We start from the raw sequence: 19,082 nt of genomic DNA on the forward strand, positions 1-19,082 counted from the left end.
AGCTTGAAGGTTCATAATGTTGAGACATATTATTAAAAAATCAATTACATAGGATAAAGAAGTTAATTCATAATATGTATTTCAATAAAAAAATGAATCTGAATGTGTTATTATCCAGATTCATTATAGATATTAAAAATATAGTTTCTTATTTGCTATATTTAATGGGTTCTTATATGTTTAATCCTATTCTTCTGTTTTCGATAATCTCCTCTAACTCATCAGCAGCTTTAATTACATCTTCTTGAACAATAAGCTTACCGCCTGTTATATTAACTAAATCTTCTTTTAAAACTTTAGTGACAACTTCACTTCCATCTATAAAAGGAGATATTGCAACATGTAGTGGTAGACCTAATGATAGTCCAAATGCAGCATCGGCTAATGCTTGCTCTTCAAGCCATTGTGGTGCTGATAATACAAGTGGAAGTTGAGGTATATCTATACCCAAGTTTTCAGCAAGTTCAGTTGCTACCATTTCCAATCTTCCAATAGCTAGACATGGACCAAAGTTTAATACTGGTGGAATGCCTAGTGATTTACACACATCTCTTAGATTATCACCTGCAAGATCAGCTGCTCCAGGAGACATAAGACCAACATTTTCAAGGCCCCCAGAAGAACATCCGGCTGAAAGAACTAAAATATCTCTCTTTATTAATTCTTTAGTTAGCTCAACAGTAAATACATCATGTCCTTTAGCTGTTAAGTTGGAGCAGCCTACAACACCAGCTATCCCTTTGATTTTTCCTTTTGCTATTAAGTCAATAAGACCGTTCCAATTTCCACCTAGGAACTCTTTTAAAGATCCTTCACTAACACCAGTTACAACATCATCATGTCCATGATCTTTAGGAATGTCTATTGTGACGTTATTTCTTCTGTTCTTATAACTTTCTAATGCTTCGCAAATGATCTTTTCACTAATTTCTTCAGCGTTTCTCATATCAAAATTTATATATTCAGCATTTTTCTTCTTAGCAACATCATCTATACAGATAGTTTTTACATTAAATTTCTCAGCTACAGGTTCAAGTCCTGGTATTGTACAGTTAAATTCTGAGACAATTAAATCTATAGCACCAGTTGCGAGTACGGCTTCACTTGTATAATTATTTCCAGCATGTCCTGAAAAAACTTCAGTATAATGCTCTCCTCTTAACTGTAGATCTTGGCCTACGCATGTACAGCCAACTAATCTAAAGCCCTTTGCACCTAATTCTATTGCTCTTTTTGTGACATTATCATCAATTAATTTATCTTGAAGATGTGCAATATCAGAATGTTGATGACCTGTAATCATTATGTTGATATAATCCTCATCTATTACTCTAAAGCCAACTTTAGCTTGTCTGATTTTTGGAGCACCTAGCATAATATCATTTAAAAGGTTAGTTAACACTAGACCATATATTCCAGTAGCAATTCCAAGTTGAAGTGAATTAAGCAGCATATCTACAGGATCACTATTTAGATTTGTTGAAGTTTTTACTAGAGCATCAAAAACTTCAGATTTTGCACCGCCAGGTAAAATATTTAATTCCTTCCACTTGTGATATCTTGGAGCATAAGCTAATTTCTCTACCAATTCCATTTTTTCAAATCTTGGTTTATATAAATCCCTAAGAACTTCATCAGCTACTTTAATTGCTTTGGCATTTATATCTGATTCAACAATATCAAATATTTCAGCAAGCTTATCCAATGTTTCAGGGCTTTTTATTTTCAAATTACCTTTTCCTTCACCAATGTCTTTAAGGTTTCTTGCTGTAGTTTCCACTACGTGAAGGTAACATGCGGAACCTGCTGCTATCGCTCTTAAAAAGTTTCTTGATACGATAGTATCAGCATCCGCACCACATACACCTTTAGGTGATTTAGGTGTTATCTTACATGGACCATTCGAGCAGAGTTTGCAACAGACTCCTTCTTTTCCGAATTTACATTTTGCCTTTTGTGTTTCAACTCTGTTGAATGATGTTTCTAGATCTTCTTTTGATGATAAAAATTCACATAATTTACAATCTGCTGATGTGCACATTGACATATTGATCATCTCCTTTAATTTTATATTTAATATTTAACCAAAAGTATACTAAAGAGGTATAGTTTTAAACAAATATAAAAGGCTTTCGCCTCTTATATTTACATGTATAAAGTTACCATGGATCATTCTTTAGTTTATCAAAGTTAACCTTTTCTAGTTCATTTATCATTGTATTTTGAATATTGTATAAAGCCTTGTGTATAGAACAGTGACCAGCTTTATTTGCACTACAAGCCTTGCCATCGTAAACACATCTGGTCACAATAATTGGACCTTGTATAGCTTCAACCACATCTTTTAAGGTTATATCTTTAGGCTCCCTAGTTATAGCATAACCACCATTAACACCTCTATAAGACTTTAATATTCCTGCTTGAGTTAACTTTCTAGTTAGTTTTAATAAAAATCTAAGAGGAATATTTCCTTTTTCAGATAGAGATTTTGCATCAAGTTTGTTATCTAAACCTTCTTTGGATAGCATAAGTATTATTCTAAATGCGTAATCAGATTCTTGATTAATATTCATAAAATTTACTCCTTAAAGTATACCTGTTTGGTATAATTTATCATAGTACAATTTTTTATAATTGTCAATGTTTAGGTTATGGAGATATCGCAATTAAATAGAATAAATAATAATATACATTAAATAAAATTCATGAGTGTCTTTTAACATAATGATTATAAAGGGAATATTATATAAATAAAGCAATTTATTTGAGGTGAGTGTTTATGTTTGGATCTTTTATAACAATGCTTACTGGAATCCGTATACTGAAAAATATGAATAAAAGTTTACTGGGAATTATTAAATATGAAAAGCCAATAGATAAAGGAATAGAGATTGCTGGTTATGATTATGATTCAGTACAAGATATATTTTATAGTAATATGAATGCATGGCAAAGAAATATGGGATATAGTAGATTGTATGATGAAGCATCAGCACCTTTTGGAATGATAGTAGATTGTGAACCAATCTACTTTGAATATAATAATAGAATATGGTTAATCGAATTATGGAAAGGTCAATACGATTTGAATACTGGATGTGAAGTTGGTGTGTATACAGCCGAAAAACCTATATTAAACTTACCAGAAGTATATAAGTATATGTTTTATAATTGCGCTAGCGATGAAGATAGATTAACAATCTCTCTTTTGCTAAAAAAGAATGGAAAAACACTTTTCGCGTTAGATGATAAGCATTGGTGGTTAGCAGGCTTTAAACTTGGTGAATATTCAGAGCCTTCTGAACTAGTGATGTATTTAAATATTACTTTAAAGGATGAAGAAATGTGTAGTTCCTTTATAGAAGCAATAAAAAAGATAGGATATGAAGAAAATAAAGAGTTTATTGTAAATGGAAATACTGTAGGTTTAACATTTGATAAACCTCATACTCCTCAACCTATTACAAGGACAGAGCAGACTGATAAGATCATACAAATGAAAAATAAACTGTTATGCGATAAATATAATGATATTACTAGAATATATAGTAATTTAACAGATAAAATAAATGCAATTCAGAAAGAGGCACCAGAAATCTATTCAGAGATAGTAGATAAAGCAGTATTGAGAAAATATTTGAGAAGCATGAAAAATACTGAAACTGAGTAACGTAATATTAGGAAGGCAGAATGTATATCCTGCCTTTACGTTTATATTGAGTCATAGCAGTTATAACTGCCATTGGCTCTTTTTTTCTCAGCATTTTTACTTATATAAGAACCTTCTATAACTTTATTATATCCTTTTTTGGATACAATAGATTTAATATAATCTAGATGAGGACATCTATCATAATGATAATTATCATTTGTCATACAAGATGATAAATGTATCACAACATCTTCTTTATTTATGTTATTTTTTAACTTAAGCTTTTTCGAGAGATGTTCTAATTTAGTAGCAATACTTTTTCCACAACATCCTCCACAGGTGAAGGAAATATATCTGGTTGATTCGTTGTAATTTTTAAAAACGTCATCTCTGTTGTAAAAGGCATTTGTACAGGCAAATCCACTACAACGGTTATGAGCAATGTCGCACTGGATAATAACTACATATTTTTCATCCATTAAATTTTATCCCCCTTTTTAAATAAATCATTAGTAACTGTATACATAAGTTGTATATAGAACAATTATATAATTAATTATATCTCAATAAAAGCATATATAAGGTATTAAATATAATTTAGTATAAGTAACAAAATAAAAGCATTATAGATTGGTAAAAAAAGTTAAAAGAATTTATAAAAAAAGGATATGCAGCGCTAAATTATCTACTACAGATCCTTTTTATAAATAAATAATATTAATTTATGCGAATAATGCTACAAATACTAAAGTTAAAGTACTTACAAGTTTTATAAGTACATGGAGTGATGGTCCAGCAGTATCTTTAAATGGATCACCAACTGTATCACCGACGACACTAGCTCTATGGGCTTCAGAATTTTTACCACCATGTTCACCTAATTCTATAAGCTTCTTAGCATTGTCCCATGCACCACCACCATTATTTAAGAAGAGAGCCATTATAACACCAGAAATGGTTGTTATCATTAGGAATCCAGCAGCAGCTTCTTTTCCTAGAAGAACTCCAACGATTATAGGGGCAGAAATTACTATGATTCCAGGAAGAACCATCTCCTTTAGAGCACCTTTTGTAACTATATCAACACAGCGAGCATAATCAGGTTTTGATGTTCCTTCCATTATTCCTGGTATTTCTTTGAATTGTTGCCTAACTTCAAGTATTACATATTGAGCAGCCTTACCAACAGCTCTAATAGCCGTAGAGCTAAATAGAAATACTATCATAGCGCCTATAAAGCCACCTATAAATACTTCGGGTTTACCTATATCAACTGAAAACCATGAATCTAAAGGTTTTCCAAGAAGTTTTTTAACTTCATCTAGGTATGCGGAGAATAATAGAAAAGTAGCAAGTGCAGCTGAACCTACGGCGTACCCCTTTGTTAATGCTTTTGTAGTATTACCGCATGCGTCTAATCTATCAGTTATATTTCTAATTTCTTCGGGAGCTCCGGACATTTCTGTAATTCCACCGGCATTATCAGTAATTGGACCAAATGTATCCATGGCAAGAATATATGTGCAGGTTGAAAGCATTCCCATGGTTGCAATTGCTGTACCATACAAACCTGCATTTGCAACATTAGGCAATGCCATTTCGCTTAATCTATAAGATATAAATATACAAATAGATATGCAAACAACAGGAAGTGCAGTTGATTCCATACCAACTGATAATCCAGTTATTATATTAGTTCCAGCTCCAGTTTTAGAAGCAGTAGCTATCTCTTTAACAGGTTTATGGGTTATTGAAGTATAATAATCAGTTAAAACTACAAATACATAGCTAAGCAGTATTCCAGCAACTGCACATCCATATAGATAGATATAGTTTACTTGCCCACCAGTTGTAAGTGAACCACTTAACATATCTTTAACTACGAAAAATAATATTACTAAATTAATTATGGAAGTTATAACAAATCCACCTTTTAAAGCTTTCATAGGATCATCATTATCATTCTTAACTTTAACAGCAAAGATACCTATTATTGAAGCGATGATACCAAGGGCACGAGCGACAAGCGGAAATAGTATTCCTTTCCATCCAAATATAGGGTAAAGTCCAACGCCTAGAATCATAGCACCTATATTCTCAGCGGCTGTAGATTCGAATAAGTCCGCACCTCTACCAGCACAATCACCTACATTATCACCAACAAGATCAGCAATGACAGCAGGATTTCTAGGGTCATCTTCAGGAATACCAGCTTCAACCTTTCCGACGAGATCAGCACCAACATCGGCAGCCTTTGTATATATACCTCCACCAAGTTGAGCAAATAACGCGACGAAGGAAGCACCAAACCCAAATCCAACTATAAGAGAGGGGGCTTCTTTAATTAAAGTATCGTTTCCAGAAATGCCTCCATAGATAAGAAATAGGGACGCTACACCTAAAAGAGATAGGGAAGTAACGGCTAGTCCAGTAACAGCACCACCTTTAAGCGCTATTTGAAGAGCATTGTTTAACCCTTTTTTTGCGCCAGCAGCAGCTCTTACATTAGAATTAACAGCCATATACATACCAATATAGCCAGATAAAGCGGAGCAGAATGCGCCTGTTATAAAAGCTATACCTGTATGTAAAGATATAGATATGGCAGAGCTTGGACCTTTTGATGCATTGCCGAAATAGTTAGAAAGTATGATTAAAAATAAAGCAACAATGGATAAAACAAAGATGGTTTTATATTGTCTTTTAATGAATGCCATAGCACCTTCCTTAATGTAAGTTGATATTTCTTGCATTTGGCTAGTGCCTTTGTCTTGAGAAAATGTATACCTGACCAAATAAATGATTGCTATAAGTGAAATAATTATAACACTATAAATAAGCATAAAATATGGTACCATTTAAAACATCCCCTTTATTTTTTATATAAATTTGTTATACATATATATTATACAACAAAATATTCAGAAAATTCAAAAATTTTCAACTTTTTCTATAATATATATTATGCTTAAGCAAAATAAAATAAGCAAAGTAAATATATACTTATAGAAAGTTTGGAGAAACCTCTAAAATATATATTACCTTGCCTAGTAGTTAGTAATAAAATCATAGTATTTTAATTCATAGTATTATCTATCATTGTTAAGTGTAATGAATTTTAAGTTTAGAACTTAGGATTTATTTCATCCCTTTGAATTCTTCGTAAATCTTTTAGTCTTAGATGAGTTTTTTCTCTAATTGCACTCCAATGCTCTCCATCAATCATCATTTTTTTTGCCTCATTCTTTAGAGATTCTTTTTCTTCGTAGCTCATAAATTATAACCTCCTTTTATTTCACTTATACAAATTTAGTTTATCATTAATAGAATTATCTATTCGTCGTTTATAAAATTAAATATAATATGAAATTCAATTGAATTTTACATTATGGTATTTATGGAATGTTGAAGCCTACTATTGCTATCATTACAAACTAGTGTAATAATTTACCTATAATGTATATTAATTAAATGAATGTATAAGTCAAGGAGAATAATTTATAATGTTGAAAATAGAAAATTTATATAAAAAACAAACTAATAGTTTCATAAACGATATAAATCTTATGGTTGAAAAGGGAAGTTTGGTAAGCATTGAAGCAGATAGAGAGTTTAGTAATACATTAATAGATCTTATATTAGATAAAGAAGTAATTGGTAGTGGTGAAATATATATAGATCAAATAAAACATAGCGATTATATTCATAAAAACAAAGGAAATATTGGTGTTATATTTAGAGATGAAGGTTTTTATGACAGATTTACAGTAGAAGAATATATGAGATATTACACAGAAATAATTGACTCAAAGGTTAATTACAGAGAAATAATGTTAAAGTTCTCATTGCTAGAGATTGCAGATAAAAGGATAAAAACTTTAAGTTATACTAGAAGGAAAATGCTTAGTTTTGCCCGGGAAATACTAAAGGAACCTAAACTTTTGATATTTCAGGATCCAATATTTGATATGGATAAAAATGCAACAGGAATAATCCTTAAAAATATTGAAGAGTTATGTAACAAAGGTACAGCAGTATTAAGTATATCTGCATCTTTTAAGGAAGCAATGTTAATTGGGGGAAAAGTTTATGTTCTTGATGAGAATGGACTAAGAGAAGCTGAAGATAAGAAAGAGGAAGCTATTACATCAGAAAGCAAAGAAAAATTAGAGTTTATGCACAAAATCGAAAAGATTCCAGCGAAGATTGAAGAAAGAATATTGTTATTTGATCCGTTTGAGATAGATTATGCAGAAAGTGAATCAGGAGTAAGTAGTTTAAATGTAAGAGGAGAGAAGTTTCAGTGTATGATGTCATTAACTGAGCTAGAGGAAAGGCTAAGGTGTTTTGGATTTTTTAGATGCCACAGATCTTATATTGTAAATCTTCAAAAGGTTAAAGAGGTAGTGACATGGACAAGAAATAGTTATAGTTTAATTTTAGGTGACGTGGATAAAAGTTCCATTCCACTTTCTAAAGGAAAGCTTACAGAATTAAAGGAAATATTGAATATATAGATGGTTAATTAGATGTAATATAGTATCCATTCAATAGAATTTAAGGATATAAAAGATGCTGTATTGATCCGCTCATAGTATAAATTGATTCACTTAATACTGTTCTTACTCCTTTGATGGTAATTTTATGGTCAATTTACTCCGAGTATATGATAATTACATTGTTCAGATGATTAATCAATATATAAAGGGGAGGAAAAGCACTTTTGGAAAATGTAATTTCTATGAAAAGAGTAAGAAAAGAATTTAATAAGAATGTAGCACTACAAAATCTAAGTTTTAGTGTTAAGAAAGGAGAAATTTTTGGATTTTTAGGTCCGAGTGGAGCAGGAAAGACTACGGCAATAAAGATTTTAACATCACAATTAATACCTACAAGTGGAGAAGTGTTAGTTCTTGATAAGAAGTTATATGTTGAAAAATTTAATGAATTTAGAGATATAGGAATACTTTCTGATAATAATGGATTATATGAAAGACTTACTGTTAAAGACAACCTTATGCTTTTTGCAGAGATTAATAAAGTGAATGAAAAAGATATAGATTATGTATTAGAATGCATGAATATGATGAAATACAAAAACATAGTTATAAGAAAGTTATCAAAAGGAATGAAACAGAGAGTAATGCTTATGCAAGCAGTGCTTCATAGGCCTAAATTACTGTTTTTAGATGAACCCACTTCGTCATTAGATCCAGGAACAGTTCTAGAAATTCATAAATTTCTTAGGAAAATAAATCACGAAGGAGCTACTATATTTTTAACTACACATAATATGGAGGAAGCTGATAAGCTTTGTGATAGAGTTGCATTTATAAATCAAGGAGAGATTGTTGAAATAGGGAGACCAGAAGAATTAAAATTAAAGTATGCGAATGATGAAATAAAGATTAAATTAAAAGATGAAGATAAATTAATTACTATAAAGAACAATAAAGAAGGTGCAGAGAATATTCAATCTTGGATGAAGAATGGACGAGTACTATCAATACATTCGTCGGAACCAAGTTTAGAAGAAATATTTTTGCATTTAACAGGGAGGGAATTATAATGACTTTTTCAATAAGAAGGGTGAGTGCATTAACTAAAAAAGAAGTTAAGAACTTATCAAAAAATATAAATGTTTTGGTTTTATGTACAATTCCTTTAATATTCTGTTTTGTATATTCAAACGCTTTTAGTGATTCACAGGAGATAAAAATGGCTGTTTTTAATCACTTGTTAAATATAAATTTTACAATGATATCAGGTACTTTAATAGCAATGTTGATAGCTGAGGAAAAGGAAAAAAACACATTAAGAACATTAATGTTGGCGGGAGTTTCACCATTAGAATTTTTAAGTGGAAAAGCCATTATAGCATTTTTAATTTCAATTGTAACAAATATATTAATGTTTTTTATTATTGGAATGGAAATATCATGCTTAGGACAATTTATTCTAATAACAACCTTAGCAACTGTATCTATGATAGAATTTGGAGCAGCAATAGGACTTATAGCAGAAAATCAAATGAGTACAGGAACTATAGGAACGCCACTCTTTTTGCTCATTTCGCTAATACCATCCTTCTCAAGATATAATAATATCTTTCAAGAGATAGCTAAACTTTTACCAAGTTATAATATGGATGTATTACTAAATAGAATTTTCTATAATGAGGCTATAAATATAAACTTTGCCTATAACATTTCAGTAATTTTAATATGGATAATAATTGGAACTGGAATTTTTGCTTATGTATATGGAAAGAAAAAATTAGATTAAAGGAATACATAATTTATAGAAATGAGGAGAAGTAAAGAAATGAAAAGAATAAACATGAAAATAATAACATCAATTTTTGCAATACTAACAATTCTGTTGACACCCTGTAGTGCTTTTGCTAATGATAATGGAGTGTTAAGTGAACCAACCAAAGGTTTTATTTGGGAGGCTACTAATGGAGATAATTCAATTTATCTTGTTGGAACAATGCATCCAGCACCAAAAGATATAAATTTCTTTAATAATAATATAAATGAAATCATTAAAAATACAGATGGACTTGCAACAGAGGTTGATTTAACCGATAAGGAAAACATAAAAGAGCTACAAGATTACATGCTTAATAATATATATTTAAATAATGGTGAAATAAGAGATTTTCTAACAGGAGATGAAGAAAAAATACTTTATAATATTCTCATTGATCATAAACTAACATATGATGATGTTAAAAAGTTAAATTCTAATGGATTAATACTTGCTTTGAACAATCAAGGTTGTACTTTAAATGGTTTTACAGGTCCTATGTTTGATCTATTACTACAACAAAAATATAAAGAATTAAACAAAGAAGTTGTTAGTATTGAAAGTATAAAAGAACAAATGGATGCTGCAAGCTGTAACATGGATAGTTTGAAAAATTATATAGATAAATATAATAGAAATAGCTTAGAAGAAGAGAAGAAGTATGAAAATGAACTTTTTAATGGCTATAAAAACGGAGATTATAGCGTTGGGGAGAGCGCTATAAAGATGCAACAAGAAAATAAAGAAACTTACAAAAAGATACTTGTAGATAGAAATGTAAAGATGGCGGACAAAATTGAAGACTTATCTAAAAGTAATAAAAAATATATGGTTGCAGTCGGATATCTTCATTATTTTGGGGAAGATAGCTTACTTAAACTTCTAGAGAAAAAGGGATATACAATAAAACCTATTAATTAAGGTACACTAAAAAAATAACAAGTCTATCTCGAGATAGACTTGTTATTTTCTTTCGTATACCTTAAATTATTTACTCACCAAGATATGCACTCTTAATACTTTCATCATTAAGAAGAACTTGCGCATCACCGGATTTTACTATATTACCAGTTTCAAGAACATAAGCTCTATGTGCAATGGCAAGGGCCATATTTGCATTTTGTTCAACTAAAAGTATAGTTGTTCCTGATTTATTAATTTCAACAATTGTATCAAAAATATCTTTAACCACAAGAGGCGCAAGTCCCATTGAAGGCTCATCTAATATAAGCATTTCAGGTCTGTTCATAAGAGCTCTTCCGATTGCAAGCATTTGCTGTTCACCACCAGAAAGAGTACCAGCTTGTTGCTTTATTCTTTCTTTAAGTCTTGGAAACTTAGCAAATACCATTTCCATGTCTTTTTTGATTTCTGTTTTATCGTTTCTTAAATAAGCACCTAATTCTAGATTTTCTAAGACCGATAGCTGAGGAAAAACTCTTCTTCCTTCTGGTACATGGGAAAGACCTAGAGAAACTATTTTATTAGCTGCAACCTTGTTTAATTCAGAGCCCTTAAAAGTCACCGTACCAGATTTTATTGGTTCAAGGCCTGATATAGCTCTAAGAGTAGAAGTTTTGCCAGCACCGTTAGCGCCTATTAATGTCACTATTTCACCCTGTTTTACTTCAAGGGAAATGTCCCTTAGTGCATGAATTACACCATAATATAGATTAATATTTTCTACCTTTAGCATTTTTAAGCCCCCTCTCCTAGATAAGCTTCAATTACCTTAGGATTATTTTTTATTTCTTCTGGAGTGCCTTCAGCAATCTTTTTTCCGTAATCAAGGACTGCTATTTTATCACAGATTCCCATAACAAGTTTCATATCATGCTCAATTAAAAGAATTGATATATTAAACTTATCTTTAATCCAATCTATAAGCTTGGTAAGTTCTACAGTTTCCTGAGGATTCATACCAGCAGCAGGTTCATCTAATAATAGAAGAGATGGCTTTGCAGCTAAGGCTCTTACTATCTCAAGTTTTCTTTGTTCGCCATAAGGGAGATTGCTAGCTAACTCATCTTTTTTTCCATCGAGAGAAAAGACTTTTAATAGTTCAATACTTTTATCTATAATTTCAGCTTCTGTTTTCCTAAATTTAGGAGTTCTAAAGATGGAATCAAATATAGAATAATTTATTCTATAGTTAAAACTTACTTTAACATTATCAAGAACAGAAAGATGAGAAAATAGACGTATATTTTGAAAAGTTCTGGCTATTTTCTTTTGTGTAATATTATAGGGTTTAAGACCCTGAATCTTTTCTCCAAGATAAGATATAGTACCTTCAGTTGGAGTATAAACACCAGTTAACATGTTAAATACAGTAGTCTTACCAGCGCCATTAGGTCCAATAAGCCCGACAATTTCTTTTTCATTTATTGTTAGATTAAAATCTGACACTGCCTTTAATCCACCGAATACAATTGATAAATTTTGAACTTCTAGCATTGAATTAAGCCTCCTCTCTATCATCTGATTTTTTCCTTGGTATTAATTTACCAAAGATTTTAAGAGAAATTTCTTTATCTCCGAATAATCCTTCAGGTCTGAATATCATAAGTAGTATTAAAGCTAATGGATATATAACCATTCTGAAATCGCCCATACTTCTCAAAAGCTCTGGTAAGAAAGTCAGCATTATAGCTGAAATAATTGATCCAGACAAAGATCCCATACCACCAAATACAACAAAAGTTAGATAGTCAATTGATTTGTTAAAATCGAAAAGATCTGGTTTTATATATCCAGAATAGTGAGCATAAAGTCCACCAGCAAGCCCTGCAAAAAAGGCAGCTATAACAAATGCCATCATTTTGTATTTTAATGCATTGATTCCCATAGATTCAGCGGCTATTTCATTTTCACGAATAGAAAGCATTGCTCTACCCTGGGACGAGTTAATTATATTTTTTATTATGACTATACTAGCTATCATGAATATGAAAGCAACTGTAAAAGTTGTTTTTGTTGGGATGCCGGTAAGTCCACGTGCGCCACCAACTGTATCAATATTCATAATTACTATTTGGATAATTTGGCAAAAGGCTAAGGTTGTTATTGCAAAATAGTCACCTGTAAGCTTCAGTGTAGGATATCCAACTAATGCCGCTAATATACATGCAACCACAGCACCAATAAGTATTGAAGCAACAAACGGCATATGCGCTTTTTGTGTTATTATAGCTGATACATATGCACCTATGGACATAAATCCAGCATGTCCTAAACATAATTGACCAGTAAATCCAACAATTAAATTTAGGGATACGGCTAAAATAACATTTATTAAAGCGAAAGTAATGATTCCTTTGTAATATGAATTAATAACCTTTGCACTTATTAAGCCAAATAGTACTCCATATGTTATTAAAACTCCAACAATTATACAAATATTTTTTTTATTAAATAAATTCTTCATAATTAACACCTACACTTTCACATTGGTCTTTTTACCTAATAGACCAGAAGGCTTAATTAAAAGTATTATAATTAAAATCGCAAATACTATTGCATCTGAGAAGTTAGTTGAAATATAAGCTTTAGCAAAAGTTTCAAGTAATCCTATAGCAATTCCACCAACAAGGGCTCCAGGTATACTTCCAATTCCACCAAGTACTGCAGCAACAAAAGCTTTAAGTCCAGGCATAGCTCCCATATAAGGAGTGATACTAGGGTAAGATATTGCAACTAAAACTCCAGCTATACCAGCTAAGGCTGAACCTATTGCAAAAGTAAGGGAAATAGTATTATTAACATTTATCCCCATAAGAGAAGCTGCTTCCATATCTTGAGAAGAGGCTCTCATGGCTTTTCCAACTTTAGTTTTATAAACAATAAATTGTAGTAAAACAACTAGAAAAGCAGAAACTCCAAACATTAATATTGTCTTTATATCAATTTGAATAGTTCCTATATTAATACTCCCAGCATTAATTAAATCCGGAAATGGTTTTGGATTAGATCCAACTAATAATCTCATAGCATTCTGTAGGAATAAAGAAACACCAATAGCTGTAATAAGCAAAGCAATTCTTGGAGAATTTCTTAAAGGCTTATAAGCAATTTTCTCTATAATTATTCCAGATAATGCTGAAACTGCCATAGCAACTAATAATGTTGGAATTAATGGCAATTTTAATGTTGAAGCACAATAGAAGCCTGAAAAGGCTCCTATCATATAAATCTCACCATGAGCAAAATTTATTAACTGTATTATTCCATATACCATTGTATATCCTAATGCTAGGAGGGCATATACGCTACCTAACGCTAAACCGTTAATGATTTGTTGTAAAAATTCCATTGTATATTCCTCCCTTTTTTAATGATTAAGGATTAACTTTATCAGCTAAAACTTTTTTATCTCCATCAACTTTAATAATAGCAGCACTCTTTATAGCGCTTCTATCACTACCAAATTTGATGTTTCCAGTAACACTGTTCATTTCCATTGAAGCCAAAGCATCTTTAATAGCAGCACCGTCTGTCTTTCCAGCCTTTTCTATTGCTTTAACTAATATTTTAGATGTGTCATATGAAAGAGCAGCGAAAGAATCTGGTTCTTTGTTATATTCCTTTTTATATGATTCAACAAATTTCTTTACATTTTCATCTGAGTCTCCAGAGTAGTAGTGATTGATATATAATGCACCATCTACAGCTTTTCCACCAATTTTAGCTAATTCTTCTGACTCCCATCCGTCTCCACCAAGGAATTGAGAAGTTATTCCCATATCTCTAGCTTGTTTAGCAATAAGGCCAACAACATTATAGTAATCAGGTAATACGATTATATCTGGATTTAAGCTCTTAATTTTTGTTAATTGAGCCTTAAAGTCAGTATCTTTATCATTATAAGTTAAGAATTCACCAACTTGTCCACCAGCACTTTCAAATTTTGATTTAAAGCTATCAGCTATTCCTTTTGAATAATCTGATCCAGAGTTATATAAAACTGCAGCTGTTTTCTTTCCTAATTTTTCACTAGCATATTTTGCAAGAACCTCTCCTTGGAATGAATCTACAAAACAGCCTCTAAACATATAATCTCCACCAACTTTAGTTATTGTTGGTTCTGTAGCTGTTGGAGTAATCATTGGAATTTGTTTTGATGTAGCATTTGGTGCTACTGCAAGTGTTGCACCTGATGTAACAGGTCCTAAAATTGCGCTTACCTTTTCATCATCAACAAGTTTATTGAAAGCTTGCATTGATGAGTTTGGATCAGCTTGATCATCTTCAAAAACAAATTTAATTTTTTTTCCATTGATTCCGCCTGCATCGTTAACTTCTTTTTCTAATAATTGAGCACCTTCTTTTACTGAAACTCCATAAGTAGATGCAGCACCAGATAATGGTCCAATAGCACCGATTTTGATGGTATCTCCGTTATTTCCACCTCCAGCTGAATTCCCGCTACAACCAGCAAGAAGAGTGATAGCCATAGCAGAGGCTAAGATTCCTGATAGTAAACTTTTTTTCATATATTTATCCCCCTTTTAACTTTAAAAAATAATATTAAAATAATAATTAATTTTATGATACTTTGATAAAATGCTATAAAGTTATCGTATATATTGTTGATATAATAACATATAGGAGTAATTATTACAAGATTGATATTTAATATTTTATATAAAAAATAATAAAATAATTATAAAAACGTTATCATGATTTATAAATTAATCAAAAATAATGTTATGTTGAGTAAAGTTATAGGTTTAAAAAGTGTGAGTGTTTTCAAAAATGTTCTCGATTTAAGGATGATTCTAATTTTTGAATAATAGCAGAGTAAGATTGTGATTTATAAATAATATTAAATAAGTAAGAAGGTTGATTTATTGATATATATAGACAGTTATTGTTGAAAAGAATAATATTAATACTTAGATTATATTTAAAGTGAAGATGGTGAATTGGTTGAATAAAAAAATAATAAAATTAAATTGCAATAATTATAAAAAGTATTTTTACTATATTAAGTATCCTGTATTTGAAGAAGATTTATGTAAGTTAGAGATGAAATGTCTTTTTGGTAAAACACCAAGTGAGAAGTATTTGTTTTCAGATTTTTATATTAGTGCATCAAGGAGTCCGTTTATAAAAGAAATGATTTCAGTAGTATATGAAGAAGATTCTTTAGAACAAATAATAGACAACATCATAAAAGATAAGCTAGCTTATGACGAGTTTAAGGTCTGTTACTTAAGAACAGAATATAGTGATATAGATTATGAAGAACGTCTTAGAAGTCTTAGCCAGATAGGATTTGTAATAACAGGAGAGCCTGAAATTCACAATCCTAAAGTTATCCTTGGAGTTACACGAATTTGTGGAAAATGGATATTTGGAATGTACGAGAAAAACGATTATAAGTGGCATATTCATGATAATAAGCCGTATTCATATTCAAATTCTTTAAGCGTTAGGGTAGCTAGAGCACTAGTTAATATAGCAGTTAAAAACAATCTAGAATACAAATTAATAGACCCATGTTGTGGAGTAGGAACAGTTATTCTTGAAGCGCTTTCAATGGGAATTGATGTTGTAGGATGTGAGATTAATAAAAGTATCGCAGAAAATGCCAAGAAGAACTTGGAGTTTTATGGATATGAGAATGTAGTGACTAACGGAGATATGAATGAGATTGAAGAGAAATATGATACTGCTATCATAGATTTACCATATGGACTGTTTACTCCAACTACCATAGAAGAACAAACATCTCTAATTAGAAGTGCACGCAGAATAAGTACTAGATTAGTCATAGTTACATTTGAAGAGATGGATGATTGTATTATTGATGCGGGTTTTAAAATAGTTGATAAATCATATGTATGCAAAGGTAAGTTTAAGAGATATATAAATATTTGTGAGTAGAAAGTTATAAATTTAATATGAAGAAAATTTTAGATTGATTTCTGAAAATATTCTTATTTTGAAGGTATTTTTAGAAGCCTAGTCTATGTATTTTAGCCATTAATTCTTATTTATTAACAAATTCCGGATTATTGTTTCATCATAATACTATATTCTTATATTTTAAATTAGCTAATTAAGTTAAGCGTTATTGTATGGATACATTTGCGTTTGTATCCATACATATTTTATTATATGAGTAACTTAGAAAAAAGGGGGATTTATGTATTATGGAAAGAGGGACAATAAATAGAAATCTTGCTCAAATGTTAAAAGGTGGAGTTATTATGGATGTAACTAATAAAGATGAAGCTATAATAGCAGAGAAAGCTGGGGCATGTGCGGTAATGGCGCTTGAAAGAGTTCCTTCCGACATAAGAAAGGAAGGTGGAGTAGCTAGAATGTCGGACCCTAAAATGATAAGAGAAATACAAGAGGCGGTCTCAATTCCTGTAATGGCCAAAGTTAGAATAGGACATTTTGTAGAAGCACAAATTTTGGAAGCATTAAATATTGACTTTATAGATGAAAGTGAAGTGCTTACACCAGCAGATGATAAATATCATATAAATAAAGAAGATTTTAGTGTCCCATTTGTATGTGGTGCAACTAATATTGGTGAGGCATTAAGAAGAATAGGTGAAGGCGCATCGATGATAAGAACCAAGGGAGAAGCAGGAACTGGAGATGTAGTAAATGCTGTTACTCATATGAGAACAATGAATGATCAAATTAAAGAGATACAAAAAGCATCAAAAGAAGAACTTATGACTATAGCAAAAAATTATGGAGCACCATATGAATTAGTTAAATATGTGTGGGAAAATGGTAAGCTTCCAGTAGTTAATTTTGCAGCAGGTGGAATTGCAACGCCAGCAGATGCTGCACTTATGATGCAATTAGGCAGTGAAGGCGTATTTGTAGGATCGGGTATATTTAAATCTGATAATCCAGAAAAAAGAGCTAGAGCAATAGTTCTTGCAACCACATATTATAATGATCCTGAAAAATTAGCAGAAGTTTCAGAAGATTTAGGTGGTGCTATGAGTGGTATAAATTCAACTGAAGTAGCTACAAAGTATGCTGAAAGAGGATGGTAAAATGAAGGTTGGGGTTTTATCATTTCAAGGTGGGGTTATTGAACATTTAAATCAAATAAAGGCATTAGGACATACTGGTGTTGAAGTGAAAAAAGAAAAAGATTTAGATGATATTGATGCCATAATACTTCCAGGTGGAGAAAGTACTACTATTGGTAAACTTCTTAAGATAACAGGATTAATAAAATCATTAAAAGAAAAGATAGAAAGTGGACTCCCTACATGGGGAACATGTGCAGGTATGATACTACTAGCAAATGAAGTAGAGGGTCAAGAAGAAAAATATCTTCAACTTATGGATATAAAAGTGAAAAGAAATGCATTTGGAACTCAAATAGATAGTTTTAAGACTCATAAAGTAATAGAAAAAATATCAAAGGATGAGATGGAACTTGTCTTTATTAGAGCTCCATACATAACAGAGGTAAAAGATAATGTAAGAATATTATGTAAGGTAGACGACAAGATAGTGGCTGCTAGACAGGATAATATTATAGTTACATCCTTTCATCCAGAATTAACAAATGATTTGACATTTCTAAATTATTTTCTAAAGAGTAAATGGATGAAATAATATTAAATATAAATAAAATATTAAGGCTGATAGGAAATTGCTAAACAGTATACTTTAGAAAATAATTTCTATGTATACTGTTTGGCAGTTTCTATTTACATTAATTAAACTAATTTATTGAGGTTGGGAGAAGAAAATCTAATAAAAGCATAAGTAAATTTATGTAGCATAAAATTATATATAGTTATATAATGTGGTGTTAAATGTAAGACCATATACCTATTTACTAAGTAAGAAATGGTTAACTATGCCTAGTGTATCAATAGTAGAAAGTAGAAGGAAGATGGAGGTTAGTGGAGGTTTTAAAGTTTAGATTATATAAACAATGATTTTTGATGGAATGGCTAAGGGGCTATGTGTTAAGATAAAACACGTCGCTAAGAGACATAAACAAAACAACTTAAGACTGAAAAGATTTTAATAAAGAAGAAATTAAAAGTTTTCTACGAAAGTTGTTGACAATGTCGAATGGTGATGATATGATAAAATCCTCGCTAAGAGATGCAAAATTAATAAC

18 protein-coding genes are annotated in these 19,082 nt (G+C 30.9%); 8 read left to right on the plus strand and 10 right to left on the minus strand.

Features of this window, described 5'->3' with window-relative positions; genetic code table 11:
* Nucleotides 1-172: 172 nt before the first annotated feature.
* Both cooS and L1S46_RS24055 read right to left on the minus strand, forming a co-directional pair.
* Complete coding sequence (gene cooS / locus L1S46_RS24050) at nucleotides 173-2,047, minus strand: anaerobic carbon-monoxide dehydrogenase catalytic subunit (RefSeq protein WP_238901186.1); 1,875 nt, start codon at nucleotides 2,045-2,047, stop codon at nucleotides 173-175.
* Between the two features lie 112 nt (nucleotides 2,048-2,159).
* Complete coding sequence (locus L1S46_RS24055) at nucleotides 2,160-2,573, minus strand: Rrf2 family transcriptional regulator (protein WP_012061202.1); 414 nt, start codon at nucleotides 2,571-2,573, stop codon at nucleotides 2,160-2,162.
* A 206-nt stretch (nucleotides 2,574-2,779) separates the two neighbouring features.
* On the opposite strand from L1S46_RS24055, the gene L1S46_RS24060 reads away from it, so the two are divergent.
* Complete coding sequence (locus tag L1S46_RS24060) at nucleotides 2,780-3,670, plus strand: DUF4474 domain-containing protein (RefSeq protein ID WP_238901187.1); 891 nt, start codon at nucleotides 2,780-2,782, stop codon at nucleotides 3,668-3,670.
* A 41-nt stretch (nucleotides 3,671-3,711) separates the two neighbouring features.
* On the opposite strand, the gene L1S46_RS24065 is transcribed toward L1S46_RS24060, so the two are convergent.
* From L1S46_RS24065 to L1S46_RS24075, 3 genes are all read right to left on the minus strand, one after another.
* The gene (locus L1S46_RS24065; RefSeq protein WP_023976232.1) at nucleotides 3,712-4,131 is read right to left on the minus strand and encodes a CGGC domain-containing protein; all 420 of its coding nucleotides are present in this window, start codon (nucleotides 4,129-4,131) and stop codon (nucleotides 3,712-3,714) included.
* Between the two features lie 243 nt (nucleotides 4,132-4,374).
* The gene (locus L1S46_RS24070; RefSeq protein ID WP_017209936.1) at nucleotides 4,375-6,510 is read right to left on the minus strand and encodes a sodium-translocating pyrophosphatase; all 2,136 of its coding nucleotides are present in this window, start codon (nucleotides 6,508-6,510) and stop codon (nucleotides 4,375-4,377) included.
* A 266-nt stretch (nucleotides 6,511-6,776) separates the two neighbouring features.
* Nucleotides 6,777-6,926, minus strand: a complete 150-nt coding sequence (locus tag L1S46_RS24075) for a hypothetical protein (protein ID WP_012061198.1) — start codon at nucleotides 6,924-6,926, stop codon at nucleotides 6,777-6,779.
* 229 nt (nucleotides 6,927-7,155) lie between these two features.
* Here L1S46_RS24075 and L1S46_RS24080 point away from each other — a divergent pair, with 229 nt between their 5' ends.
* The 4 genes from L1S46_RS24080 (at nucleotide 7,156) to L1S46_RS24095 (ending at nucleotide 10,885) form a co-directional block, all read left to right on the plus strand.
* Nucleotides 7,156-8,169, plus strand: a complete 1,014-nt coding sequence (locus tag L1S46_RS24080; RefSeq protein WP_238901188.1) for a LytTR family transcriptional regulator DNA-binding domain-containing protein — start codon at nucleotides 7,156-7,158, stop codon at nucleotides 8,167-8,169.
* 206 nt (nucleotides 8,170-8,375) lie between these two features.
* The gene (locus L1S46_RS24085) at nucleotides 8,376-9,221 is read left to right on the plus strand and encodes an ABC transporter ATP-binding protein (RefSeq protein ID WP_238901189.1); all 846 of its coding nucleotides are present in this window, start codon (nucleotides 8,376-8,378) and stop codon (nucleotides 9,219-9,221) included.
* A complete protein-coding gene (locus L1S46_RS24090; RefSeq protein ID WP_238901190.1) occupies nucleotides 9,221-9,937 on the plus strand; it encodes an ABC transporter permease in 717 nt (238 codons plus the stop codon). The genes L1S46_RS24085 and L1S46_RS24090 overlap by 1 nt, the downstream gene beginning before the upstream one ends.
* Before the next feature lie 39 nt (nucleotides 9,938-9,976).
* Nucleotides 9,977-10,885, plus strand: coding sequence for a TraB/GumN family protein (locus tag L1S46_RS24095; protein ID WP_238901191.1), 909 nt, complete (start codon nucleotides 9,977-9,979; stop codon nucleotides 10,883-10,885).
* Nucleotides 10,886-10,955: 70 nt separating this feature from the next.
* Here L1S46_RS24095 and L1S46_RS24100 read toward each other — a convergent pair whose 3' ends face one another.
* From L1S46_RS24100 to L1S46_RS24120, 5 genes are read right to left on the minus strand one after another with little or no spacing between them, the layout of a single operon-like run.
* Nucleotides 10,956-11,660, minus strand: coding sequence for an ABC transporter ATP-binding protein (locus L1S46_RS24100; protein WP_238901192.1), 705 nt, complete (start codon nucleotides 11,658-11,660; stop codon nucleotides 10,956-10,958).
* 2 nt (nucleotides 11,661-11,662) lie between these two features.
* On the minus strand, nucleotides 11,663-12,421 hold the full coding sequence (locus tag L1S46_RS24105; RefSeq protein WP_012061194.1) for an ABC transporter ATP-binding protein: 759 nt from the start codon (nucleotides 12,419-12,421) through the stop codon (nucleotides 11,663-11,665).
* 4 nt (nucleotides 12,422-12,425) lie between these two features.
* Nucleotides 12,426-13,391 carry a branched-chain amino acid ABC transporter permease gene (locus L1S46_RS24110; protein WP_012061193.1) on the minus strand — a complete coding sequence of 322 codons (966 nt, stop codon included), beginning with the start codon at nucleotides 13,389-13,391 and terminating at the stop codon, nucleotides 12,426-12,428.
* 9 nt (nucleotides 13,392-13,400) lie between these two features.
* Complete coding sequence (locus L1S46_RS24115) at nucleotides 13,401-14,276, minus strand: branched-chain amino acid ABC transporter permease (protein WP_012061192.1); 876 nt, start codon at nucleotides 14,274-14,276, stop codon at nucleotides 13,401-13,403.
* 25 nt (nucleotides 14,277-14,301) lie between these two features.
* Nucleotides 14,302-15,456 carry an ABC transporter substrate-binding protein gene (locus L1S46_RS24120; RefSeq protein WP_023976226.1) on the minus strand — a complete coding sequence of 385 codons (1,155 nt, stop codon included), beginning with the start codon at nucleotides 15,454-15,456 and terminating at the stop codon, nucleotides 14,302-14,304.
* A 436-nt stretch (nucleotides 15,457-15,892) separates the two neighbouring features.
* On the opposite strand from L1S46_RS24120, the gene L1S46_RS24125 reads away from it, so the two are divergent.
* From L1S46_RS24125 to pdxT, 3 genes are all read left to right on the plus strand, one after another.
* Complete coding sequence (locus L1S46_RS24125; RefSeq protein WP_238901193.1) at nucleotides 15,893-16,852, plus strand: RsmD family RNA methyltransferase; 960 nt, start codon at nucleotides 15,893-15,895, stop codon at nucleotides 16,850-16,852.
* A gap of 269 nt (nucleotides 16,853-17,121) precedes the next feature.
* On the plus strand, nucleotides 17,122-17,991 hold the full coding sequence (gene pdxS / locus L1S46_RS24130; protein WP_023976224.1) for a pyridoxal 5'-phosphate synthase lyase subunit PdxS: 870 nt from the start codon (nucleotides 17,122-17,124) through the stop codon (nucleotides 17,989-17,991).
* Nucleotide 17,992: 1 nt separating this feature from the next.
* Nucleotides 17,993-18,565, plus strand: coding sequence for a pyridoxal 5'-phosphate synthase glutaminase subunit PdxT (pdxT, locus tag L1S46_RS24135; protein WP_041900735.1), 573 nt, complete (start codon nucleotides 17,993-17,995; stop codon nucleotides 18,563-18,565).
* Nucleotides 18,566-19,082: the final 517 nt, after the last annotated feature.

Origin of the sequence: Clostridium sp. YIM B02500, assembly GCF_022324665.1 — a bacterium.
GTDB classification, from domain to species: domain Bacteria; phylum Bacillota; class Clostridia; order Clostridiales; family Clostridiaceae; genus Clostridium; species Clostridium beijerinckii.

Bases quoted from the DNA above. Each gene is read 5' to 3' on its own strand.
- L1S46_RS24070 (WP_017209936.1), bottom strand. From the start codon at position 6,510: ATGGTACCATATTTTATGCTTATTTATAGTGTTATAATTATTTCACTT.
- L1S46_RS24095 (WP_238901191.1), top strand. From the start codon at position 9,977: ATGAAAAGAATAAACATGAAAATAATAACATCAATTTTTGCAATACTA.
- L1S46_RS24105 (WP_012061194.1), bottom strand. From the start codon at position 12,421: ATGCTAGAAGTTCAAAATTTATCAATTGTATTCGGTGGATTAAAGGCA.
- L1S46_RS24065 (WP_023976232.1), bottom strand. From the start codon at position 4,131: ATGGATGAAAAATATGTAGTTATTATCCAGTGCGACATTGCTCATAAC.
- pdxT (WP_041900735.1), top strand. From the start codon at position 17,993: ATGAAGGTTGGGGTTTTATCATTTCAAGGTGGGGTTATTGAACATTTA.
- L1S46_RS24115 (WP_012061192.1), bottom strand. From the start codon at position 14,276: ATGGAATTTTTACAACAAATCATTAACGGTTTAGCGTTAGGTAGCGTA.
- cooS (WP_238901186.1), bottom strand. From the start codon at position 2,047: ATGTCAATGTGCACATCAGCAGATTGTAAATTATGTGAATTTTTATCA.
- L1S46_RS24120 (WP_023976226.1), bottom strand. From the start codon at position 15,456: ATGAAAAAAAGTTTACTATCAGGAATCTTAGCCTCTGCTATGGCTATC.
- L1S46_RS24075 (WP_012061198.1), bottom strand. From the start codon at position 6,926: ATGAGCTACGAAGAAAAAGAATCTCTAAAGAATGAGGCAAAAAAAATG.
- L1S46_RS24060 (WP_238901187.1), top strand. From the start codon at position 2,780: ATGTTTGGATCTTTTATAACAATGCTTACTGGAATCCGTATACTGAAA.
- L1S46_RS24090 (WP_238901190.1), top strand. From the start codon at position 9,221: ATGACTTTTTCAATAAGAAGGGTGAGTGCATTAACTAAAAAAGAAGTT.
- L1S46_RS24110 (WP_012061193.1), bottom strand. From the start codon at position 13,391: ATGAAGAATTTATTTAATAAAAAAAATATTTGTATAATTGTTGGAGTT.
- L1S46_RS24055 (WP_012061202.1), bottom strand. From the start codon at position 2,573: ATGAATATTAATCAAGAATCTGATTACGCATTTAGAATAATACTTATG.
- L1S46_RS24100 (WP_238901192.1), bottom strand. From the start codon at position 11,660: ATGCTAAAGGTAGAAAATATTAATCTATATTATGGTGTAATTCATGCA.
- pdxS (WP_023976224.1), top strand. From the start codon at position 17,122: ATGGAAAGAGGGACAATAAATAGAAATCTTGCTCAAATGTTAAAAGGT.
- L1S46_RS24080 (WP_238901188.1), top strand. From the start codon at position 7,156: ATGTTGAAAATAGAAAATTTATATAAAAAACAAACTAATAGTTTCATA.